This window comes from Pseudomonas sp. Irchel s3a12 (genome assembly GCF_900187485.1).
GTDB classification, from domain to species: domain Bacteria; phylum Pseudomonadota; class Gammaproteobacteria; order Pseudomonadales; family Pseudomonadaceae; genus Aquipseudomonas; species Aquipseudomonas neuropathica.
The window spans coordinates 1-22628 of sequence record NZ_FYDN01000003.1 but is presented as its reverse complement, the minus strand read 5'-3'; the positions used below and the strand labels follow the sequence as shown (position 1 = coordinate 22628).

Sequence of the window (22628 nt, the reverse complement as noted above, 5' to 3'; positions counted from 1 at the left end):
AAAGGATGGATACGTGAGCGAAACAGCCTTGCCAAAAGATGACGTCCAGCCTGTGATTGAACCCCAGGTTGAAACTCCACCGCCGGCCACAGAGCCGCGCCGAGGCAATGGATTGGCCATCGTCGCCTTGTTGCTCGGCGCCGCCGGTGTCGCGATCGGCGGCTGGGGGGTCTGGCAGGTTCGTCACCTGCAGACCAACACTCAACAGCAGTCCGGTGAAGTGCAGGCATTGAACGATCAGGCGCAGAGCCTGAAGCTCAATGAACAGCGTCTGACCGAGCGCCTCGCGCAACTGCCGGGTGCTGACGAACTTGCCGAGCGCCAGCGTCTGGTGACCCAGCTTCAAGGTGATCAACAGCGCCTAAATCAGCGTCTGGAAACCGTTCTTGGCGCCAGCCGCAAGGATTGGCGTCTGGCTGAGGCTGAGCATTTGCTGCGTCTAGCCAGTCTGCGTCTTTCGGCGTTGCAGGACATCAGCAGCGCTCAGGCGCTGGTCCAAGGCGCTGACGAAATCCTCCGTGAGCAAAACGATCCAGGCTCTTTCGCCGCCCGCGAGCAAGTGGCGAAAACCCTGGTGGCGCTGCGCAGTACTTCGCAACCGGATCGCACCGGTCTGTTCCTGCGCCTCGGTGCGCTGCGTGATCAAGTCATCGACCTCACCGAGCTTGCGCCGGAGTACAAGGATCGTGGCGAATCGCTGCTGGGCCTGACTGCTGACGGTGACGGCGCCAGTCGTTGGGCGCAGTGGTGGGATCAGGTCTCGCGCTATATCCGTATCGATTTCAATGCCGACAAGAATGTGCGGCCGCTGCTGGCCGGGCAGAGCCTGAGTCAGGTGCGTCTGGCCCTGAGCCTTGCGCTTGAGCAGGCGCAGTGGGCAGCCCTCAACGGTCAGGCGCCGGTCTATACCCAGGCGCTGGCCGAAGCGCGCGATGTGCTCAAGGGCAATTTCAACCCGGACAATCCGCAAAGCAAAGTGATGCTCGAACAGGTCGGTGAGTTGAGCAAGGAACCGGTCACGGTCACGACGCCTGATCTGGCCGGCACGCTGAGTGCGGTGCAAGCCTACCTTGAGCGGCGCAACGTTAACGCCGAAGAGTCGGTGAAACCCTTCGCCAAGCCTGCCGCCAACACCGCGCAGGAGATCACGCCATGAAACGCCTGTATGTGATCGTGTTTCTGGTGATCGCTGCGACAGCGGCGCTGGGTCTGGCGATTGCCGAGCATTCCGGTTACGTGCTGGTGGCCTACAAAAGCTTCCGCTACGAGTCCAGCCTGTGGGCGACGCTGGCGGTCATCGCGGTGTTGTGGCTGCTGATCTGGGGGATCAAGGCACTGGTCGAATTGGTCATGGCCTCCAGTGGCGTAGTCAACCCATGGTCGCGCCGCAACCGCAGTCGGCGCGTGCAGGTGGCGATCGAGCACGGTCAACTGGATCTGGCCGAAGGTCGCTGGGCCAGCGCTCAGCGTCACCTGTCTCGAGCGGCTGAAGCCGAGCGCCAGCCATTGCTGTACTACCTCGGTGCTGCTCGCGCAGCCAACGAGCAAGGTCTTTACGAAGAGTGCGATCGTTTGCTGGAGCGGGCGCTTGAGCGTCAGCCCCAGGCGGAGCTGGCCATCGCTTTGAGTCATGCGCAGTTGCAGACTGACCGTGGCGACACCGACGGTGCCTTGGTGACGCTGCAAGCGATGCACGATCGCCATCCACACAATGCGCAGACGTTGCGTCAGTTGCAGCGCTTGTATCAGCAGCGCGGCGAATGGTCGGCGGTGATTCGTTTGCTGCCGGAATTGCGCAAGGACAAAGTCCTGCCGCGCGCCGAACTGGCTGAACTCGAGCGCCGCGCCTGGGGTGAAAACCTCTCGCTGGCTGCGCAACGGGAAGAGGATGGCAGCGTGGGTTTGCAGTCGCTCACGCGCGCCTGGGAGCAGCTCACTTCGGCGCAACGGCAGGAGCCGCCGCTGGTGTTGGCGTACGCCGAACAGTTGCGGCAGTTGGGCGCCCAGGTCGAAGCGGAAGAAGCGCTGCGCACTGCCCTCAAACGCAAGTACGACAGCCATCTGGCCCGTCTCTACGGGCTGGTGCGCGGCAGCGATCCGGCACGCCAGTTGCAAACCGCCGAAGGCTGGCTGAAGGAGCATCCGAACGATCCAAGCCTGCTGTTGACCCTCGGCCGACTGTGTCTGCAAACCAGTCTGTGGGGCAAGGCACGGGATTACCTGGAAAGCAGTCTGCGTGTGCAGCGCAATCCCGAGGCCTGTGCGGAGCTGGCGCGCCTACTCGCCCAGTTGGGCGATACCGAGCGCAGCAATCAGTTGTTCCAGGAAGGCCTTGGTCTGCTGGACGAGCGCCTGCTGGCCGCGCCGTTGCCGGTTCCGGCCCATGTCTGAAGTGGCGAGGGAGTTCGCTCCCTCGCTTACCTTTTGTGGCTGATTTTTCCACTTCGTTGAGCGCTTGAGGCAAATTCCTACAGCGGTCTACACCAATTCCTCTCGATCCTGTCGGGTTTTCCCTACACCTCTGGTGAACTGTCGGCAGGGCCTTGCCTTGAAAGGCTGACACGCTTTCCTCTACCGTAACCGTCTGTCTCTACTGTTACGGAAAAGCCATGTCGTTGGCCTGCTCACGCTCCTTGTTCTTCATGGCTTTCACTGCGGGGGCCTTTGCTCTGGGAGCTTCCTATTATCTTGAATATGCAGTCGGCCTGACGCCGTGCAGCCTGTGTCTGGTGCAGCGCCTGTTCCTCACGCTGTTGTGCGTAGTCAGTGGTCTGGCGGCGGTGCACGGTCCCAAACGTGTCGGTTTGTGGTTCTACTGGCTGTTGACCCTGGGCGCCAGCCTGGGTGGGACCACGGCGGCCTGGCGGCAGGTACTGATACAGAGCGATCCGATGCTGCACCTGCTCAATTGCTCGCCTGCTCCCGAGGCCTTGTTCAGTGGTCTGCCATGGATCTGTGCCCTGCAAACAATGTTTAGCGGCGGTACCGATTGTGCGGAAATATCCTGGACGCTGTTCGACCTGAGTGTCCCGGAGTGGAGCCTGCTGTTCTTTGTCGCGGTATCGATTCTGGCGGTGTATCAATTGTTGCGGCTGGTATGGAGTGCTCTGCAACGCCCGCTCAGCGGCCAAGCGTCGCACCCGGTGCTGTTGCGGGATTAAACACTTGTATGAACTTTATCTCCTGCGTACCTTGAAGCCATAGGCGTGCGGGCATAATCTGGCCCGCACGTGTCATTGGATTTATGTTGCTCGATGACGCTCTGCCCGGCCGACCCCCAAGCCAGAATCAAAAGAGGGGCGCGGGTGTAGAGCAGCATGACCCACAAGGGAAGAGAGATCGCCATGCTCGAAAGTTGTCAGAATGCTCAGGAACGTTGGGGTGGGGTTCATCTGCTGATCGACCGCTGGTTGCAAGAGCGTGAAGAGCTGATCGGTGCCTACGACAAGCTCGGCGCAGAGCCTGATTCGCTGTCCGAGAGCCGCAAGCCCTTGCAGGAGTTCTGCGGCGTGTTGGTCGACTACGTGTCGGCCGGGCACTTCGAAATCTACGAACAGCTGACTGGCGAAGCCAAGGCGTTCAACGACAAGCGCGGCCTCGAACTCGCCGAGACGATCTATCCGCGCATCGATGTCATCACCGAGAAGCTTCTAGCCTTCAACGACCTGTGCGATGAAGGCAAATGCGTTGCAGAGAAGTTCAAAGAGCTAGGTGGCCTGCTCCACGAACGCTTCGAACTTGAAGACTGCCTGATTGAAGTGCTGCACACAGCACACAAGGAAGAAGATCCGGTTCAGGCCTGATCCCGAACCCTGATCAAAAAAAACGGTGCGCCCGAAAGCGCACCGTTTTTTATTGCCCGATCAACTCGTCGCTCCACGCAATTCCACTTCAAACACCAGCGGTGTGAACGGCGCAATCAGGTCACCGGCACCGTCAGCGCCATAGGCCTGATCCGATGGAATCACCAGGCGCCATTTCGCGCCTACCGGCATGTTCTGTAACGCGGTGCGCCAGCCGGCAATCACGCTGTCGAGGTTGAACCATTGTGGCTGAGTGTTCTGATCGAACACGGTGCCATCCGGCAGACGTCCGACATACAGCACCTGCACTTTTCCATCGGGGCCAGCCTTGCCGCCAGTGCCCGGTGTCAGCTCGGTGAGCAGGATGCCGTCAGCCAGTTCCTTAACACCCGGTTTGGCTTTTTCAGCGATGAGAAAGCGTTGCTCGTTTTCCATCGCCGCATCACTTGAAGGCTGTGCAGAGTGCTCGGCGTTTTGCGCTTCATGATCAGCCAGAATCTGCTCGATGCGTGCTTCGCTCAGCGCCAGCGGCTTGCCTTGGTAGGCTTGCTGCAAGCCATCGACCAGCGCCTGAATCTGCAGTTGCGGGACTTCCTGACGCAGTCGTTCACCGAGGCTGGCACCGAGGCTGTAGGCCAGATCGTGAGCATCGTTCGCGGTGTTTTTTTCGTCAGCGTGAACGGCCGAAAAAACCATGCAGAGGGATAAAAAAAAGTAGCGCGACATGGGCACACTCCGTCCTGAGATGCGGTGGATTATGCCAGCGCGAACGTCTGCAACGGTGAACTGCTTTTGACTTCGCGCAGAACATTTTCGATTCGGTGCAACGCAACGCAATCGATACTGTCAAGATGCCCTAGCGGCGGTAACTGCAGAGGTCTAGTATGAGCCGCACTCACGTCAGCCAGGAGGTAAACCATGTCGGCCACCAAGAAGCCTGTAAATACTCCGTTGCACTTACTCCAACAACTCTCGGGCAGCCTGCTCGAGCATCTGGAAAACGCTTGCTCCCAAGCCTTGGCTGATGCTGAAAAACTGCTCGCCAAACTGGAAAAGCAACGCGGCAAGGCGCAAGAAAAACTGCACAAATCCCGCACCAAATTGCAGGACGCAGCCACTGCCGGTAAAGCCAAGGCACAGAACAAAGCCAAGGCCGCAGTGAAAGAACTGGAAGACCTGCTCGATGCCTTGAAGGATCGTCAGTCCGACACTCGCAGCTACATTCTGCAACTCAAGCGCGATGCACAGGAAAGCCTGAAACTGGCCCAGGGTGTGGGTCGCGTTCAAGAAGCCGTGGGCAAAGTACTGTCCACCCGCGCCGCCAAACCGGCAGCGGCACCGGCGAAGAAAGCGGCTGCCAAACCGGCTGCAGCCAAGCCTGCAGCGAAAACCGCAGCGGTTAAACCTGCGGCAAAAACGGCGGCCAAACCTGCTGCCAAGGCACCGGTGAAAGCGGCGACCAAGCCAACTGCCAAAACCGCGGCAAAACCTGCGGCGAAAAAACCGGCTGCGACGAGCGCTGCCAAACCGGCGGCTAAAACCACTGCTGCAAAACCAGCTGTTGCCAAGCCAGCCGCTAGAACGGCCGCCGCCAAACCGGCTGCAAAACCAGCCGCGAGCAAAGCTGCTCCGGCGAAAGCTGCAGCTGCCAAACCGGCCGCTAAACCTGCGGCGAAAGCTGTGGCGAAACCAGCCGCAAAACCTGCTGCCAAAACCGCCGCTGCCAAGCCAGCCGCAAAACCGGCTGCCGCTAAACCCGCTGTAAAAGCCGCCGCAAAACCTGCCGCCAAGCCGGCTGCAAAACCAGCAGTGAAAGCCGCCGCCAAGCCAGCCGCGAAACCGGCCGCCGCTGCTAAACCAGCGACCACTGCTGCCAAGCCTGCTGCTGCAAAACCGGCCGCCAAACCAACTGCCAAACCTGCCGCCAAACCAGCCGTGAAAAAGCCTGCCGCTGCCAAACCAGCTGCCGCCAAACCGGCTACCACTCCAGCTGCCAAGCCTGCCGTGCCAGCCACTCCGGCCACGCCAGCCGCCGCTGCTCCAGCCGCCGCCACCTCGACTCCTTCGACTGCGCCATCGCCAGCCGCTGCGTCGAGCGTCAGCAACAACCCGACCAGCGCTTCCTAAGTGCCGGTTGCCGCGACGCGCAGCACTTGCAGCGCGTCGCGGTTCGGGCTGGCCGCCATGCCGGCCAATCCTTCAAGCCAGGTCTTCGAGCCTGCATCGTTTAGCGCCCATTCCTGCGCCACCCCTTCAAGCCGTGACAGCAACGCTCGCTCAGCCTCAAGCTCCAGTGATTTGATCTGCTCGCGCATGCCTTTCAGCACCGCATCATCAACGGCCCGTACTTTCCATAGCATCCGCAGGGAGCGCAGCGGCTGTACCACCTCGGTATCCCAAGGCTCGGTCAGCGTCTGAAGCTGGCTTACACGTTGTTCATCACAGATCACCCCGCGTTGTTCGAGCCATAAACCGCACAGCAGCAGGCACACATTGGCGCCCGCCGTTTGCAGTCGCAGGCAGGCATCTTCCACGCCCGGGCGGGCGTAGGTGGCAAGGGAAAAGCTCCACAGGTCAGAGGACATCGTGCTACTCGCGCCAGTTGTGAGCGAAGCTGGTAGACTCCGCCGCCATTATGATCCGACTTCAGAACCTGACTTTACAGCGTGGCCCGCAACGTCTGCTAGAAGACGCCGAGCTGACCCTGCACGCCGGCCACAAAGCCGGCCTCATCGGTGCCAACGGCGCCGGCAAATCGAGCCTGTTCGCCTTGATTCGGGGCGAACTGCACCCCGACTCGGGTGATTGCTTCCTGCCGGCTGACTGGCGCATCGCCCACATGCGCCAGGAGATCGAGACCCTTGAGCGTCTTGCCGTCGACTATGTGCTCGATGGCGATTTGCGTCTACGCGAGGTGCAACGTGACCTCGCCGCCGCCGAAGCGGCGCACGACGGTGCCGCTCAGGCCCGCCTGCACTCGGAACTCGACAGCGCCGACGGCTACACCGCCGACGCGCGGGCGCGCAAATTGCTCGCCGGTCTCGGCTTCACCAACGAGCAGATGGATCGCCAGGTAGGAGATTTCTCCGGTGGCTGGCGGATGCGTCTGAATCTGGCGCAGGCATTGATGTGCCCGTCCGACCTGTTGTTGCTCGACGAACCGACCAACCACTTGGACCTCGACGCGATCATCTGGCTCGAAGAGTGGCTGAAAAGCTACCCGGGCACCTTGCTTCTGATCTCCCACGACCGTGATTTCCTCGATGAAGTCGTCGATCACGTGGCCCACGTCGATCAGCGCAAAATCACCCTGTATCGCGGCGGCTATACCGCGTTCGAACGCGCCCGTGCCGAGCGTCTGGCGCAGCAGCAACAGGCCTACGAGAAGCAGCAGGCGCAACGTGCGCACATGGAAAGCTACATCGCCCGCTTCAAGGCGCAAGCGACCAAGGCCCGTCAGGCGCAGAGCCGGATCAAAGCCCTGGAGCGGATGGAAGAGCTATCGGCGGCCCACGTCGATTCGCCATTCGACTTCGTCTTCCGCGAGTCGACCAAGATCTCCAGCCCGCTGATCGACCTGTCGGATGCGCGTCTGGGCTATGGCGACAAAACCATCCTGGAGAAGGTCAAGCTGCAACTGACCCCGGGCGCGCGGATCGGCCTGCTCGGCCCGAACGGCGCAGGTAAGTCGACGCTGATCAAAAACCTCGCCGGCGAGCTGTCACCGATCGCCGGGCGCCTGACCCGTGGCGAAAACACCGTGGTTGGCTACTTCGCCCAGCATCAGCTCGATTCGCTGGATTCCAAGGCCAGCCCGTTGTTGCACTTGCAGCGTCTGGCGCCGACCGAGCGCGAGCAGACTCTGCGTGACTTCCTCGGCGGTTTCGACTTCCGTGGCGCGCGCATTGATGAGCCGGTACTGAATTTCTCCGGTGGTGAAAAAGCGCGTCTGGCCCTGGCGTTGATCGCCTGGGAACGCCCGAACCTGTTGCTGCTCGACGAACCGACCAACCACCTCGACCTGGAAATGCGCCTGGCGCTGACCATGGCGCTGCAGGAATTCAGCGGCGCGGTGCTGGTGGTGTCTCACGATCGTCACTTGCTCAAGAGCACCACCGACAACTTCTACCTGGTCGCTGATGGCAAAGTCGAAGAGTTCGATGGCGACCTCGAAGACTACGCGCGCTGGCTGGTGGAATACCGCCAGCGCAACGCGCCGGTCAGCACCACCCCGGTGAATCCGGACAAGACCGACAAAAAGGCCCAGCGTCAGGCTGCTGCTGCGTTGCGTCAGCAACTGGCCCCGCACAAGCGTGAAGCCGACAAGCTTGAAGCCGAGCTGGGCAAGCTTCACGAGAAACTGGCCAAGGTCGACGCCAGCCTTGGCGACAGCGACATTTACGAGCCGGCGCGTAAGAACGAACTGCGTGATCTGCTCGCTGAGCAGGCCAAATTGAAGGTTCGCGAAGGCGAGCTGGAAGAAGCGTGGATGGAAGCCCTAGAGGTGCTGGAAAGCATGCAGGCGGAGCTGGAGGCGCTGTCCTGATGGAAGCGTTCAAGCTGCCGCTGCCGGCGGAGTGGGTCGAGCCGATCTGGTTCGCGGTGCAGATTCTGCTGATCCTGCTGGCCGGTTATCTCACCCAGCGCTTCGTCGCCAAAGCCCTGACCCGCCTGGGTGAGCGCTATCCATTCCCGCCGCAGTTGCTGATGCCACTGCGCGGCGTGTTGCGCTGGCTGATCATGGGCAGTGCGCTGATCTTTGTTCTGGAACGCCTCGGTGTCTCGGCCACGGTGCTGTGGACGGCGCTGTCAGGGTTCGTCGCCGTGGCGGCGGTGGCGTTCTTCGCGATGTGGAGTGTGCTGTCGAATCTGCTCTGCGCGATTCTGATCTTCACGGTTGGGCCGTTCCGGCTGGGCGATATCGTTGAGCTGGTGGACACCACGGACAAGCCTGGCGTCAAAGGCCGGGTGGTGGCGATCAATCTGCTTTACACCACGTTGATCGAGGCGGAAGAGTTGGGGACTGGCAGCGCGATGGTGCAGGTGCCGAACAGCTTGTTTTTCCAGCGCTCGGTGCGACGTTGGCGCGGGACTGATGTGTTTCCTTCCAGCGGGTTTGAGAAGTAAGTCTTACAGCAAGATCAAAAGATCGTCCGATCGCGGCCCGAGCCTTCGGCAGCTCCTACAGGGATCGCATTCCAAAGTAGGAGCTGCCGGAGGCTGCGATCTTTTGCTTTTAGGCCCAATCCGCATTAGCTTGAGCGTCTGTCACGATTCAGATGCGAGGTGTGCGATGGAGCTTCAAACATGGCTGGCATTTTTTGCCGCCTGCTGGGTGATCAGTCTGTCCCCGGGTGCTGGCGCCATTGCGTCGATGTCCAGCGGTCTGCAATACGGTTTCTGGCGCGGTTACTGGAACGCCCTCGGCCTGCAGATTGGCCTGGCGGTGCAAATCGCGATCGTCGGCGCCGGTGTTGGCGCGATCCTGACCGCCTCGGCCACCGCCTTCCACGCGATCAAGTGGTTCGGTGTGGCTTATCTTGTTTATCTGGCCATCAAGCAATGGCGCGCGCTGCCCATGGACATGAGCGACGACGCGGCGGTACGACCGATCGGCAAGCCGCTGGCGCTGGTGTTCCGCGGCTTTCTGGTGAACATCAGCAACCCCAAGGCTTTGGTGTTCATGCTCGCGGTGCTGCCGCAGTTCATCAACCCGCATGCGCCATTGCTGATTCAGTATGTAGTAATCGGTGTAACGATGATCTTCGTCGACCTGATTGTCATGGCGGGCTACACCGGTCTGGCGTCGAAGGTGCTGCGTTTGCTACGCACCCCGCAGCAGCAGAAGCGTATGAACCGCACGTTTGCCGGACTGTTCATCGGTGCGGCGGCGTTTATGGCGACGTTGCGTAAAGCGGCGGCGTAAACCTCGCGAGCACAAAAAAGGCGACCTTTGCGGGTCGCCTTTTTTGTGGCTGGGACGCAGAGCGTCCCGGGATGCATTCCCACGTCGAGCACGGGGACGATCAGGCGCCAGTCATCAGCGCAAAATCACCGGCGCAGTATCACGCGGCAGATTGTTGCGCTGTGGTGCTTCGCGCGGCTGCTCGTAACCGCCGCCACCGAGCTGCATGCTCAGTTGCCCGGCCACGTCCTCACCCAGCGCCTTCGACACGTCACGCACCACCCGTGGGCGGTTCAGCGAGATCTTGATGTCGCGGTGGTTCACCAGTTTGGTGTCCTGCGCTTCGCCCATCGCCGTGAAGGCCGAGGTGATTTCGAAGGTCTTGGTGTTGATCAGGCTGAAATCCGCCACCAGCGTCAGGCCCAGTACCGCCGAATAGCTGTCGGTGTGCGCCAGTTCGTTGATGTCCTGAGTGAAGTCGATGTCCGACACCGTACCAAACAGCACATAGTCGGCGCCCTTGAAGTTGCCGGCCTTGATGCGCTTGATCACGTCGTAGACGTCACCCTTGGACGACGCGGTGTACGGCGTGCCTTGCACTAGCTGGAACATGCCGGTGCGCAAAATTTCACCCTTGATGTCGCCGGTGAATTTGCGCAACTCGCCTTGCTCGATGTAGCTGGTGCTCGCTTCGATCTCGTTATAGCTCGAAGAGCCGCTGGAGCTGTAGTAACCCTCGCGATGATTGCTCTGGGCCGAAACGATGTGGATGTATTGCTCCACACGCTCCTGATAGGCCAGATCCGTCACCGCGACTTTCGGGGCCGCCTGCACGCTGAACGCGCAAGCCAGGGCCATCATGCCAATCCATGCGCGCATCAATTAACGCTCCGTGGTTTTGCGGATCTCTTTTTCGTCCATCCACTCGGCCAGACCGCTTTCAACGTCGATCAGTTGCAGGCTGAATTTGTAGAAGACGTCCTTGTAATCGCTGCTGCGCTTGACGATCGAGCTGATCGAGCCTTCGATGCGGTACTTGGCGGCAACCATGTTGCCAGTCTTGGCCACGGTGCTTTTCTTGTACAGGCCGCTCTGGTTTTGCAGCTTGAGCTGGTCAACCTGGCTTTGCATGGCGTTGTTGTCGCTGGCGAAACGCGCTACACCGGTTTTCATCAGCTGAGTCTTGATGCTGGTGGTGATTTCGCGGGTGTCGATGTACTCGCTGGTCTTGTTCTTCACGTCGTAGACCTGAACCACCGGACGGCCCTGCAGAATGCCGGACTGGGCCAGCGAGCGGGTCATCGACTCGGCGATCATTTGCAGGTCGGTCGAACCGAATTCGTTGGTCACGGTTTCAACCGCTTTGGTGTCGCCGTAGCTGATGTTCTTGCTGCCCAGGGTCGGCGAGGTGTTGGCGCAACCGGAGGCCAGTAGGGCGATAACAGCGATGCAGGAAAAGCGTGCAAACATGGGAATGCTCTCTAAAACAGGAATAGGGTGACAGGCTTACGGCGTCTTGATTTCCAGACGGAAGTCCACGGCTTTCGGGGTCGGGGCGATGCCTTGGATGAAGCTGGTCTGGGCGCCGTACATCATTTGGCTTTTCCACACTTCTTCTTCGGCAATCGGGAAGCCTTCCGCGCCGAGCCAGGCGAAGCGGTAGTAGAAAATCTTGTTGCTGTTGAGGGTGTTGCTCAACTGCACGTTGACCGTCATGAAGCCGTTTTCGCGGGCCACGCGCATGGCGCCGACGACAATGTGTTTCTGTGGACCCATGGCCACGACTTTGCTCGCGGCGCTGCCCGGCTCTGGCGGTGGCGGGGTGGCGCAGCCGCTCGCCAGCAAGGCGAGGGCGGCGACGGCGATGAGTTTGAAGCGCATGCAAAGACTCCGTTCTTAAGGTTGTTTGAGGCTGGCGACGTTGGTCGCGCTGGCGCTCGGGATGACGTGGGCGGCGAGGCCACCGGCGAACACCTGGTTGCCCACGGCGCGCAGAGTGATCACTTGATAACGCTGATCGACGGTGACCTTGACCACCGAACCGCCCACGGCGCTTGGCAGGGTAACCTGATGCTCACCCTTTTTCAGACGCAGACGCACCACTTGGGTGTTGTCCGGCAGGGTGCGCCACGTACGGGTATCGGCACCTTCGAGCACAGCTGAAGAGATACCGACGGCGAGACCTGCCAGCGGGTTGGTTTCGTTGATCTGCTTCTGCGCAACACCCTTGGTGATTGCCCGCACGGTGGTGCGCAGGATGATCCCCGGCATGTCGTCACGCAGGGCACGGCGGGACATCGCGGTGGTGCTGTTGAGGGCGGTCAGATCGACCTGCTGGCCATCGACACCGATCTGCGCGAACGGCGCGGTGGAGGTGTCTGGCTTGATGATCGGGAACGACAGCGGCGTAATCACCACATTGTTTGAGATCGGCAATGGCAGCGGCACGCGGATCGAGTCGCGGGCTGGCGCCAGACCACTCTGGACGACGATGAGAATGTCGCTGTCGTCGGATTTGCCCGGCTTGTCGAGGTTGACCAGCGCCTGTTCCAGCAGCGGCGTGTTCGGACGCAATTCGGCAGCCTTGCGGTAGCCCGGTGCAGCCAGGCCTTTTTCGCCCAGTGCTTCATAGACGAACCCGGACAGGTAATGGCTGAAAGCACTCTGGTAGCTGTTCTTCAGACCGACCACTTCCGGTGCGTCGAGGCTGGCGACCGGATAACCCTGCAAGTCTTTGTACTGCGTTTTAATGCCTTCTTTCTCGGCCTCTTCTTCGCTCTTGAGGTATTCCTTGTCACGCAGCTCGGCGATCACCGCTTCGCGCTCGTGAGTCTTCTTGATCGCGGTACGCGCGCCGTCGAAGTCATTGACCGCCAGCAGGTTCAGGGCCATCTGGGTGGTCAGCATGACTTTTTCGTAGTCGTAGCCTTCGTAGCGACGCACCTTGTCGTTGACCAGGAAACTGCCGAACTGGGCCAGATATTTGTCGGTGTCGAGCTTGACCGAATCTTCCCACTTGCCCACCACCTGATCAGCGCTGGTCCAGGCGTTCTGGCTGCCGGACAGGTCGCCCTTGGCGCGCAGCAATTCACCTTTCTCGAAGTAATAGAGCAGGTCTTTGTCCGGGCCGGTGTTGTTCTTTTCCAGCAGAGTCAGCGCGGCGTCAACATTGCCGGTGGCCAGTTGCTGATTGGTCTGGGCGAGTTCGGAGTCGTAGTTGCGAAACGCCGAACAGCCGGACAGCAGAGTGACGGCGCTGAGCGCAATCAGAGTGGGAGCGCGGAATGCCATGGGGGTACTTCTTCCCTGGAGTAATACAGCCGCGAATGCTGGTCGGGCTGGTGTGACCCATCGACAGTGGCGCTGGCCTCCTGCCAATTCCTCATAACCTGAGGAGCTTTAATGCCGTTTCGCGATAGCGAGGGCGCGGCATTATAGGCGGGCGGTGGTGGCTATGTAATATCTTTTTAATTGCACTTGTTAGTTTGGTGCCATTACTTATTTCAGGTCGGATACCGCACTGCCGGTCGGCGCTCCGCTGGGCTGGAATGCGCTGCCATTGGCAAACACTCGCTCACCCAAAGCCCGCAGGCCGATGACCTGGCGGCTCTGGTCGATGCGGATTTTCATGGGCGTAGCGCCGGGAGCGTTGGGCAGGCTGATCAGGTGCTCACCTTTTTTCAGGCGCAGGCGCACGACTTGGGTGAGGTTGGGCAAGGTGCGCCAAGTGCGCGTGTCGGCATGCTCGAAAGCATCCCAGTGGGTGACGTAGGAGGCTTTGCTCGGATCGCGTCGATTGTCCCTGGCCTGAACATCGGCTGCCAGAAATGCCCGATAGGTTGTGCGCTGAATAATGCCCGGCATGTCGTCACGCAGGGTGCGCAAGGACATGTCGGCAATGCTGTTGACCGCAATCAGCTTTTTTTGACGACCATCGATGCTCAGTTGGTTGAATGAAGGCGTCGAGGTGTCGGGCACCATTATGGGGAACGAGATATTGGCGACGATGACCTGACCGTCCGCGAGCTTCACCGGGTAGGGCACACGCACGGAGCTGCGGGCCGGCGCCAGGCCGCTTTGTACGATGATCAGCACATCGCTTTCATCTGCCTTCAGACCAGGGCTGTCGAGGTCGCGCAGTGCCTGTTGGAAAAACGCCATGTCCGGACGCAGTTCAATTGCCTGACGATAGCCGGGCGCTGCCAGATCTTTCTCGCCCAGTGCTTCGTAGGTGAAGCCGGCGAGATAGTGACTGAATGCACTTTGGTAGCCGTTTTTCAGCGCAATCACCGCAGGCGATTCGAGCATCACCACGGGGTAACCTTGCAGGTCCTTGTAATGCACGCGCGCGCCCTGGGCCTTGGCCGCTGCTTCGACACGCTCGTATTCCAGCTCCCGCTGTCGGGCTATAAGCGCTTCGCGCTCGTGGGTTTTCTTGATGTCGGCACGGGCGCCGTCAAAATCATTCATGGCCAGTTGGTTGAGGGCCATTTGCGTGGTCAGCATGACTTTTTCGTAGTCGTAGCCATCGTAGCGGCGCAGCTTGTCATTGATGATGCTGCCCCAGTGATCGCCCATGGCAGCGAGCAACTTGTCGCCGGTGGTCTGGATCGTGTCCTGGCGCTCGATGATCATCTGCTCGGCGCTGCGCCAGGTTGTCTGGCTCTGCGCAAACTCGCCGCCCGCACTCAGTACGGCGCCCTTTTCGAAATAGTAGAGCAGGTCTTTTTCCGCAGCCGGATTGTTCGCTTCGATCACGGCCAGGGCGCTGTTGATGTTGCCGGCCTTTAACGGGTCGGTGGTCTGTTGCAGTTCCAGATCGTAGTTGCGATATGCACCGCAGCCGCTCAGTTGCACAACGGCGGCGATCAACAGGGGAAAGTGCAAGCGGTGGCGCATGAAAGCGGTTCATCCTTGAGCGGGAAATGCGACAGGTCGCGCAGTATAGGGTGCAATAGTGGCTAAGTGATGTGGCGTTTTTGCAGGCCGATGGCTCGCGTCTTGTGTGGCGTTACGTCGACAAAGCTTGAGGGAAACGCGTTCGAAGTGAACAATATGTAACTTCGCATTTCCATTTGAGACTCATTCATGACTGCCTCGTCCCGTTTTCTGGCTTGGCTGGTGTTCCCGTTGTTTGCCCTGAGCAGCTTTAATCTGCTGGCCGATACCGTGGAAGGCGCGCCGCAAGCGCTGCACCTGCTCGATTACATCAGCGCCGACTACCCGCCGACGGTAGCGGCGGGCAAGGTTGTCGATGATTCCGAATACCGCGAGCAACTGGAGTTCACGCGGGCGCTGCAAGGCTTGATCGCCGGCATGCCGGCCAAGCCTGAAAAGGTTGCGCTGGAGCAGGGTGTCAGCGCTTTGCACGCGGCAATCACTGCCAGGCAGGATGGCGCCGAAGTGGCCCGGCAGGCACGGCAACTGGGCGCGCAACTGGCGGTGGCGTATGAGGTCAGCCAAGCGCCGATCATCACCCCCGATCCCACCCGGGGTGCGCCGCTCTATGCGCAGAATTGCTCGGTGTGCCACGGCGACAGTGGCGCCGGTGACGGTCCGGCGGGCCTCGGCATGACCCCGGCACCGGCCAATCTGCGTGATGCGGCGCGGCTGGATCACCTGAGTCTGTACGCGATCTACAACACCCTCGGCCAAGGCGTCGAAGGCACCGACATGCCGGCGTTTGCCGATCAGCTCGATGATCGGCAGCGTTGGGATCTGGCGACCTACATCGCCGGGTTCAGCGCTGATCCGGCGGCGGCCAAAGCCGAGAAAACCTACAACATCGCCGATCTGGCGCGCCAGACACCGGCCGAAGTGCAGGCCGCCGATGGTCCGCAAGCTGCAGCGACGTTCCGTGCACAACGCGCGCAGCCGCCGCAGGTCAAGCGTGGCCCGGCGCAGTTGCTCGACTACACCGCCGCAACGCTGGACAAGAGCCTTGCCGCCTATCGCGCCGGTGAACACGATCAGGCTTACGACCTGTCGGTGGCGGCGTATCTGGAAGGCTTTGAGCTGGTCGAAAGCTCGCTGGATAACGTTGACGCCAATGTGCGCAAGGACACCGAAAAATCACTGATGGCGTATCGGCAATCGTTGCAGGACGGTTTGTCGGTCGAGCAGGCCGAGCAGCGCCTGGACGCCGCCAAAGCCAAGCTTAAAGAGTCCGCCGGGTTGCTCGGCAGTGACGGCTTGAGCTGGTCGCTGAGCTACATCTCCGGTTTGCTGATTCTGCTGCGTGAAGGTCTGGAAGCGATTCTGGTGCTGGCAGCTATCCTCGCTTTCCTGCGCAATACCGGCCAGCAATCGGCGGTGCGCAGCGTCAACGTCGGTTGGGGCTTGGCGTTGCTGGCCGGCCTCGGCACCTGGGCGCTGGCGGCGTATGTGATCGACGTCAGCGGTTCGCAGCGTGAACTGCTCGAAGGTGCGACGGCGCTGTTCGCCAGTGTCATGGTCTTGTGGCTGGGCGTGTGGATGCATGACCGTCGCCATGCTGCGGCCTGGCAAGATTACATCAAGAGCAGCCTGGTCGGCGGCGGCGGGCGTTTCGGCTTCGCGATTCTGGCGTTCTTCTCGGTGTATCGCGAGTTGTTCGAAGTGATCCTGTTTTACGAAACCCTGTGGCTTCAAGCCGGCCCGGCCGGGCATGACGCGGTGCTCGCGGGTGGCGCCACGGCGCTGGTGCTGCTGGTCGGTCTGGCGTGGGTGATTCTGCGCGGTTCGGCGAAGCTGCCTCTGACGCTGTTCTTCAGCATCAACGCGGCGCTGCTCTGCGCGTTGTCGGTGGTGTTTGCCGGGCATGGCGTGAAGGCGTTGCAGGAAGCCGGGATCTTCGGCACGCGGCCGGTGGCGTTCTTTGAATTCGATTGGCTGGGGATTCATGCCGATGCGTATTCGTTGACGGCGCAGGCGGTGGCGATTCTGGCGATTGCTGTGTTGTATGGGCGTAGTTGGATGGCGGAAAAGCGGCGGGTAGTCGCCTGAAAAGCATTCGCTGCGCTCACATTCGCGAGCAGGCTCGCTCTCACAGGGTTTACGCGTAACCTGTGGGAGTGACGGTGCGACGATTCGACCTGCTAGCGAATTGTTTTTGGAGATTAGAAAAATGCGTGTATGGATCGATGCCGACGCCTGCCCAAGGGCGGCGAAGGATCTGGTGGTGAAGTTCGCCCTCAAGCGCCAGTTCGAAGTAGTGCTGGTGGCCGGGCAGCCGCAGATCAAGCCGGGACTGGCCATCGTCAAACTGATCGTGGTGCCGAGCGGTCCGGATGCGGCAGACGATTATCTGGTCGAACACGCAGTGCCCGGTGAGCTGGTGATTTGCAGCGATATCCCGCTGGCCGATCGTTTGGTGAAGAAGGGCGTCGCGGCGCTGGATCCGCGCGGCAAGGAGTTTGACGCGCAGAACATGGGCGAGCGCCTGGCCGTGCGCAACCTGTTCACCGATCTGCGCGAGCAAGGCCAGATGAGCGGCGGGCCCGCACCGTTTGGCGATCGCGAGAAGCAGGCGTTTGCCAATGCGCTGGACCGGATTCTCACACGCCTGACCCGCAAACCTTAAGCCCTACACAAATCCCCTTGTAGGAGTGAGCCTGCTCGCGATAGCGGCCGGTCATTCAACAGATATGTTGCCTGATACACCGACATCGCGAGCAGGCTCACTCCTACAGTAGACCGTATCAGGCGTCGTTTTCGTGGGTCAGTTCGAGCACGCGGTCGACCAGTTTGTTGATCCCCGAAGCCGCCTCACTGATGTTCTGTGCCAGCATGTAAGCCGGGGTCGTCACCAGTTTGCGCGCCTTGTCTTCGATGATTTCCGTCACCGCACAGTCTTCGTGGGTGGCGCCCATCTTGTTCATCGCCGTGGCGGTGTCGGCGTCGTTGCCGATGGTGCAGGTTACGCCCGGGCCGTAGATCTTCGCCGCCAGTGCCGGCGAGATGCACATCAGACCGACCGGTTTGCCCGCTTCGGCAAATGCCTCGGCCAGCGCCAGTACTTCCGGCTGCACGCTGCAGCCAGCGCCTTCAACAGCAAAGTTCGACAGGTTCTTCGCCGCACCAAACCCACCCGGCACGATCAGCGCATCGAAGTCATCGACGTCGGCTTCGCGGATGTCCTTGATGTTGCCGCGGGCAATGCGCGCCGATTCCACCAGAACGTTGCGCGACTCGGGCATTTCTTCGCCGGTCAGGTGATTGATCACGTGCAATTGCGCGATGTTCGGGGCGAAGCACTGCACCTGCGCACCGCGTTGGTCGAGGCGCAGCAGGGTGATGACGCTTTCATGGATCTCGGCGCCGTCGTACACGCCACTGCCGGACAGGATCACTGCAACTTTTTTGCTCATGGGTTTCTCTCCAGATTCATGGCGCTAAATGTCCACTAAATTGTCGCGCGTTGCCATAGGCCCAAGTGGCGGCTGCACCTGCATGGAGCGCTTTCTACATGGATCGCAACAACGGCGGGGTGTTCATTATTTGGGGTTGCCTGCGGCGTAACGAGCGGGAGATTTTTGGCGTGACAACGCCGCTGGCGAACTTGAATGCCCCAGAGTAGCGAGGATAAAAGTGATCCGTCTGACTGAAAGGGCCGGCCAGCCCGCTCAGTGCCGGCGGGCTGTAGCAAGTCGCCAGCGAGTTATTCGGCTGGCGTCTTCGGTGCGGCAGGCTTGGGTTCTTCGGCTTGATTCAGCAGTGCAGCTTTCGCGGCTTGCTCGTCGGCGTAAACCTGTTTGGCCAGCCGCGCATTCTTGAAGCGGCGGCGCAGCCACAGGCCAACGCCAAGAATCAGCAGCGCCCCGAGTACCCACAACTCGTACTTCTTGATGCTGCCGAGCATGCCTTCCAGTACCGCACCGAAGTGGTAAGCGGCGGCAGCCAGTGCGGTCGCCCAGATCGCCGCACCGATGCCGTTGAGCAGCAGATAACGTCCCGGCGGATACCCCGACAGACCGATCGCCACCGGCATCACTGTGCGCAGACCGTAAACGAAACGGAAACTCAGTACCCAGATGTCAGGATGCTTACGAATGTGCTCCAGCGCGCGGTCGCCCATCAGCTGCCAGCGCGGTTTGCGCGCGAGTAATTTGCGCCCGTGCTTGCGGCCGAGGAAGTACCACAGCTGATCGCCGGCATAGCTGCCGAAGAACGCCACGACCACCACCAGGTTGATGTCCATGTATCCACGAAACGCGAGGAAGCCCGCGAGCACCAGAATGGTTTCGCCTTCGAAGAACGTGCCGAGGAACAAGGCAAAGTAGCCAAAGTCATGCAGAAATTGTTGGAGCATTGTCTGGGTGCTGGCGAAATGAACGCGCAGCCTAACCCTTCGGACACATTCATGAAAGTGTCCAAATGTGTCTCGACGTGAACAATTCCTACACTGACAATGGAATGCGGCTACATGTCACGGGGCACACATAACTGTCATCTGTTCGTCATAATGGCCGTCTATAACTGTCACGCTCGCCCGTTTGCGCGGGCTCAGGAGTCCGCCGTGAGCTTTACCCCTGCCAATCGTCTGTTCCCTGCCACTCGCCTGCGTCGCAACCGTCGTGATGATTTTTCGCGTCGGCTGGTGCGGGAAAATGTGCTGACAGTCGATGACCTGATCCTGCCGGTGTTCGTGCTCGACGGTGAAAACCGCCGCGAAGCCGTGGCCTCGATGCCTGGGGTAGAGCGGCTGACGATCGATTTGCTGCTCGAAGAAGCGGCCAAGTGGGTGGAACTGGGGATTCCGGCGCTGGCGCTGTTCCCGGTCACTCCGCCCGAGCTGAAATCCCTCGACGCCGCTGAGGCCTGGAATGCCGAAGGCATCGCTCAGCGCGCCACCCGCGCTCTGCGTGAGCGTTTCCCTGAGCTGGGCGTGATCACCGACGTCGCGCTCGATCCATTCACCACCCACGGCCAGGACGGCATTCTCGACGAAGAAGGCTACGTACAGAACGACATCACCGTCGACGCACTGGTCCGTCAGGCGTTGTCCCATGCTGAAGCTGGCGCGCAGGTGGTGGCGCCGTCGGACATGATGGACGGTCGCATTCAGGCAATCCGCGAAGCGCTGGAAATCGCCGGCCACGTCAACGTGCGGATCATGGCTTATTCGGCCAAGTACGCCAGCGCCTATTACGGCCCGTTCCGCGATGCTGTCGGTTCGGCGTCGAACCTCGGCAAGGCCAACAAGGCCTCTTATCAGATGGACCCGGCCAACAGCGACGAAGCGCTGCACGAAGTCGGCGCCGACTTGTCTGAAGGCGCGGACATGGTCATGGTCAAGCCCGGCATGCCGTATCTGGACATTCTTTTCCGGGTAAAAGATGCCTTCAAAGTGCCGACCTTCGTCTATCAGGTTAGCGGCGAATACGCCATGCACATGGCGGCGATCCAGAATGGCTGGTTGAGCGAGGCGGTGATTCTCGAATCACTGACCGCCTTTAAACGTGCCGGCGCTGATGGCATCCTGACTTACTTTGCTGTCCGCGCCGCTCAATTGTTACGAGAGCAGAAATAGCCCTCCCAGGAACATTCAATGAATACCGAAGGACTCACGGAAGTTGCAGTAAAAGAAGCTCAACCGGTGGTCGAGCAAATCACCGAGACCCCGCCGGAACTGGAGCCTGCGCCACCCGCGCCGGTCGCCGAACCTGTCGCGGCGGCACCAGTGATTGCGATACCGGGCCTGGATGACAGCAGCCTGTACATCCACCGTGAGCTTTCGCAACTGCAATTCAATATCCGCGTGCTGGAACAGGCGCTGGACGAGTCCTATCCGTTGCTGGAACGCCTGAAGTTCCTGCTGATTTTCTCCAGCAACCTTGACGAATTCTTTGAAATTCGCGTCGCCGGCCTGAAGAAGCAGATTACCTTCGCCCGTGAACAAGCCGGTGCTGACGGCTTGCAGCCGCATCAAGCGCTGGCGCGGATCAGCGAGCTGGTTCACGGTCACGTTGACCGTCAGTACGCGATCCTCAACGACATCCTGTTGCCGGAGCTGGAAAAGCATCAGGTGCGCTTTATTCGTCGCCGCCACTGGACGACCAAGATCAAAACCTGGGTGCGCCGCTATTTCCGCGACGAGATCGCGCCGATCATCACCCCGATCGGCCTCGACCCGACGCACCCGTTCCCGTTGCTGGTGAACAAGAGTCTGAACTTCATCGTCGAGCTCGAAGGCATCGATGCCTTCGGTCGCGATTCCGGTCTGGCGATCATCCCGGCGCCGCGCCTGCTGCCACGGATCATCAAGGTGCCGGAAGAAGTTGGCGGCCCGGGCGACAACTATGTGTTCCTGTCGTCGATGATCCACGCCCACGCCGACGACCTGTTCCAGGGCATGAAGGTAAAAGGCTGCTATCAGTTCCGCCTGACCCGAAATGCCGACCTGGCGCTCGATTCCGAAGACGTCGAAGACCTGGCCCGCGCCCTGCGTGGCGAGCTGTTCTCGCGTCGTTACGGTGACGCGGTGCGTCTGGAAGTCGCTGACACCTGCCCGAAACACCTCTCGGACTACCTGCTCAAGCAGTTCAACCTGAGCGAGAGCGAGCTGTATCAGGTCAACGGCCCGGTCAACCTGACGCGGCTGTTCAGCATCACCGGTCTGGACAGTCATCCGGAGCTGCAATACACGCCGTTCACCCCGCAGATCCCGAAACTGCTGCAGAACAGCGAAAACATTTTCAGCGTGGTCAGCAAGCAGGACATCCTGCTGCTGCATCCGTTCGAGTCGTTCACCCCGGTGGTCGACCTCCTGCGTCAGGCGGCGAAAGACCCGCACGTGCTCGCTGTGCGCCAGACGCTGTACCGCTCCGGTGCCAACTCCGAGATCGTCGATGCGCTGGTGGATGCCGCGCGTAACGGCAAGGAAGTGACGGCAGTCATCGAGCTGCGTGCACGGTTCGACGAAGAGTCCAACCTGCAACTGGCCAGCCGTCTGCAAGCGGCCGGTGCGGTGGTGATCTACGGCGTGGTCGGCTTCAAGACCCACGCCAAGATGATGCTGATCCTGCGTCGCGAGGCCGGCGAGATCGTCCGTTACGCGCACCTCGGCACCGGGAACTATCACGCCGGTAACGCCAAGCTCTACACCGACTACAGCCTGCTGACCTCCGACGATGCCTTGTGCGAAGACGTCGGCAAACTGTTCAGCCAGTTGATCGGCATGGGTAAAACCCTGCGCATGAAGAAGCTGCTGCATGCGCCCTTCACCCTGAAGAAGGGCATGCTCGACATGATCACCCGCGAGACGCAATTTGCGCTCGACGGCAAACCGGCGCACATCATCGCCAAGTTCAACTCGCTGACCGATCCGAAGATCATCCGCGCGCTGTACAAGGCCAGCCAGTCCGGCGTGCGCATCGATCTGGTGGTGCGCGGCATGTGCTGCCTGCGTCCGGGCATCGCCGGTGTTTCGCACAACATCCATGTGCGCTCGATCATCGGCCGATTCCTGGAACACACCCGCGTGTTCTACTTCCTTAATGGCGGCGATGAGCAGATGTTCCTCTCCAGCGCCGACTGGATGGAGCGCAACCTCGACAAGCGCGTCGAGACTTGCTTCCCGGTCGAAGGTAAAAAGCTGCTGACCCGGGTGAAGAAAGAGCTGGAGCTGTATTTGACCGACAATACCCACAGCTGGAGTTTGCAGTCGGATGGTCGTTACATCCGCAACACGCCGACCGGCAACCAGAACCCGCGGAGTGCGCAGGCGACGTTGCTGGAGCGGTTGGGTAGCCCGATCTTGCCGGTGAGCAGTTGAGGCCTTGAAGGTCAAAAGCCCCTCACCCTAACCCTCTCCCTGTATGTACCGGAGACATGGTGGACAGGTGTTCGGAGACATGGTGGACACATTTTAATAGACACATTGCTCATCGCGAAGGAGATGGCCTGTGTCTTGGGAAGAGGTGTCCACCGTGCAGCTTCGT

At 60.5% G+C, this 22628-nt stretch carries 21 protein-coding genes; 12 read left to right on the top strand and 9 right to left on the bottom strand.

What is annotated here, in order from left to right:
* Positions 1-13 precede the first annotated feature (13 nt).
* The 4 genes from CKW14_RS06275 to rsd all read left to right on the top strand — a co-directional run bounded on the left by CKW14_RS06275 (position 14) and on the right by rsd (position 3803).
* Positions 14-1156 (top strand): uroporphyrinogen-III C-methyltransferase, encoded by a 1143-nt coding sequence (locus tag CKW14_RS06275; RefSeq protein WP_095049358.1) that lies wholly within the window; start codon positions 14-16, stop codon positions 1154-1156.
* A complete protein-coding gene (locus tag CKW14_RS06270; RefSeq protein ID WP_095125008.1) occupies positions 1153-2391 on the top strand; it encodes a heme biosynthesis protein HemY in 1239 nt (412 codons plus the stop codon). The genes CKW14_RS06275 and CKW14_RS06270 overlap by 4 nt, the downstream gene beginning before the upstream one ends.
* Positions 2392-2609: 218 nt before the next feature.
* On the top strand, positions 2610-3161 hold the full coding sequence (locus CKW14_RS06265) for a disulfide bond formation protein B (RefSeq protein ID WP_095125006.1): 552 nt from the start codon (positions 2610-2612) through the stop codon (positions 3159-3161).
* Positions 3162-3344: 183 nt separating this feature from the next.
* On the top strand, positions 3345-3803 hold the full coding sequence (gene rsd / locus CKW14_RS06260) for a sigma D regulator (RefSeq protein ID WP_095049361.1): 459 nt from the start codon (positions 3345-3347) through the stop codon (positions 3801-3803).
* Between the two features lie 60 nt (positions 3804-3863).
* On the opposite strand, the gene CKW14_RS06255 is transcribed toward rsd, so the two are convergent.
* On the bottom strand, positions 3864-4529 hold the full coding sequence (locus CKW14_RS06255; RefSeq protein ID WP_095049362.1) for an FKBP-type peptidyl-prolyl cis-trans isomerase: 666 nt from the start codon (positions 4527-4529) through the stop codon (positions 3864-3866).
* A gap of 192 nt (positions 4530-4721) precedes the next feature.
* Here CKW14_RS06255 and CKW14_RS06250 point away from each other — a divergent pair, with 192 nt between their 5' ends.
* On the top strand, positions 4722-5930 hold the full coding sequence (locus CKW14_RS06250) for an AlgP family protein (protein WP_095125004.1): 1209 nt from the start codon (positions 4722-4724) through the stop codon (positions 5928-5930).
* Here the strand turns inward: CKW14_RS06250 and CKW14_RS06245 are convergent.
* Positions 5927-6388: a TIGR02444 family protein gene (locus CKW14_RS06245; protein WP_095125002.1), complete on the bottom strand. Its 462-nt coding sequence runs from the start codon at positions 6386-6388 to the stop codon at positions 5927-5929. The two genes, CKW14_RS06250 and CKW14_RS06245, sit on opposite strands and share 4 nt — an antisense overlap.
* A gap of 50 nt (positions 6389-6438) precedes the next feature.
* On the opposite strand from CKW14_RS06245, the gene CKW14_RS06240 reads away from it, so the two are divergent.
* From CKW14_RS06240 to CKW14_RS06230, 3 genes are all read left to right on the top strand, one after another.
* A complete protein-coding gene (locus tag CKW14_RS06240) occupies positions 6439-8349 on the top strand; it encodes an ATP-binding cassette domain-containing protein (RefSeq protein ID WP_095049365.1) in 1911 nt (636 codons plus the stop codon).
* Positions 8349-8930, top strand: coding sequence for a mechanosensitive ion channel family protein (locus CKW14_RS06235; RefSeq protein WP_095049366.1), 582 nt, complete (start codon positions 8349-8351; stop codon positions 8928-8930). The genes CKW14_RS06240 and CKW14_RS06235 overlap by 1 nt, the downstream gene beginning before the upstream one ends.
* A 166-nt stretch (positions 8931-9096) precedes the next feature.
* Positions 9097-9729 (top strand): LysE family transporter, encoded by a 633-nt coding sequence (locus tag CKW14_RS06230; RefSeq protein WP_095049367.1) that lies wholly within the window; start codon positions 9097-9099, stop codon positions 9727-9729.
* 114 nt (positions 9730-9843) lie between these two features.
* Here CKW14_RS06230 and CKW14_RS06225 read toward each other — a convergent pair whose 3' ends face one another.
* The 5 genes from CKW14_RS06225 to CKW14_RS06205 form a co-directional block, all read right to left on the bottom strand.
* Complete coding sequence (locus CKW14_RS06225; RefSeq protein ID WP_095125000.1) at positions 9844-10587, bottom strand: penicillin-binding protein activator LpoB; 744 nt, start codon at positions 10585-10587, stop codon at positions 9844-9846.
* 3 nt (positions 10588-10590) lie between these two features.
* Positions 10591-11178 carry a penicillin-binding protein activator LpoB gene (lpoB, locus tag CKW14_RS06220; RefSeq protein WP_016772610.1) on the bottom strand — a complete coding sequence of 196 codons (588 nt, stop codon included), beginning with the start codon at positions 11176-11178 and terminating at the stop codon, positions 10591-10593.
* Positions 11179-11214: 36 nt separating this feature from the next.
* Positions 11215-11589, bottom strand: coding sequence for a YcfL family protein (locus CKW14_RS06215; RefSeq protein WP_007911131.1), 375 nt, complete (start codon positions 11587-11589; stop codon positions 11215-11217).
* A 15-nt stretch (positions 11590-11604) separates the two neighbouring features.
* Positions 11605-12999 (bottom strand): COG3014 family protein, encoded by a 1395-nt coding sequence (locus CKW14_RS06210; RefSeq protein WP_095049369.1) that lies wholly within the window; start codon positions 12997-12999, stop codon positions 11605-11607.
* A 207-nt stretch (positions 13000-13206) separates the two neighbouring features.
* A complete protein-coding gene (locus CKW14_RS06205) occupies positions 13207-14607 on the bottom strand; it encodes a COG3014 family protein (protein WP_095049370.1) in 1401 nt (466 codons plus the stop codon).
* 189 nt (positions 14608-14796) lie between these two features.
* Between CKW14_RS06205 and CKW14_RS06200 the strand changes: the two genes are divergently transcribed.
* Both CKW14_RS06200 and CKW14_RS06195 read left to right on the top strand, forming a co-directional pair.
* On the top strand, positions 14797-16692 hold the full coding sequence (locus CKW14_RS06200; RefSeq protein WP_095049371.1) for an FTR1 family protein: 1896 nt from the start codon (positions 14797-14799) through the stop codon (positions 16690-16692).
* 121 nt (positions 16693-16813) lie between these two features.
* The gene (locus CKW14_RS06195) at positions 16814-17269 is read left to right on the top strand and encodes a YaiI/YqxD family protein (protein WP_007911138.1); all 456 of its coding nucleotides are present in this window, start codon (positions 16814-16816) and stop codon (positions 17267-17269) included.
* 118 nt (positions 17270-17387) lie between these two features.
* On the opposite strand, the gene elbB is transcribed toward CKW14_RS06195, so the two are convergent.
* Positions 17388-18056, bottom strand: coding sequence for an isoprenoid biosynthesis glyoxalase ElbB (gene elbB, locus CKW14_RS06190; protein ID WP_038359087.1), 669 nt, complete (start codon positions 18054-18056; stop codon positions 17388-17390).
* A 290-nt stretch (positions 18057-18346) separates the two neighbouring features.
* Complete coding sequence (locus tag CKW14_RS06185; RefSeq protein WP_095049373.1) at positions 18347-18997, bottom strand: DedA family protein; 651 nt, start codon at positions 18995-18997, stop codon at positions 18347-18349.
* Positions 18998-19204: 207 nt separating this feature from the next.
* Here CKW14_RS06185 and hemB point away from each other — a divergent pair, with 207 nt between their 5' ends.
* Positions 19205-20218, top strand: a complete 1014-nt coding sequence (gene hemB, locus CKW14_RS06180; RefSeq protein ID WP_095049374.1) for a porphobilinogen synthase — start codon at positions 19205-19207, stop codon at positions 20216-20218.
* 18 nt (positions 20219-20236) lie between these two features.
* Positions 20237-22462, top strand: coding sequence for a polyphosphate kinase 1 (gene ppk1 / locus CKW14_RS06175; RefSeq protein WP_093429741.1), 2226 nt, complete (start codon positions 20237-20239; stop codon positions 22460-22462).
* The last annotated feature ends 166 nt before the right edge of the window (positions 22463-22628 follow it).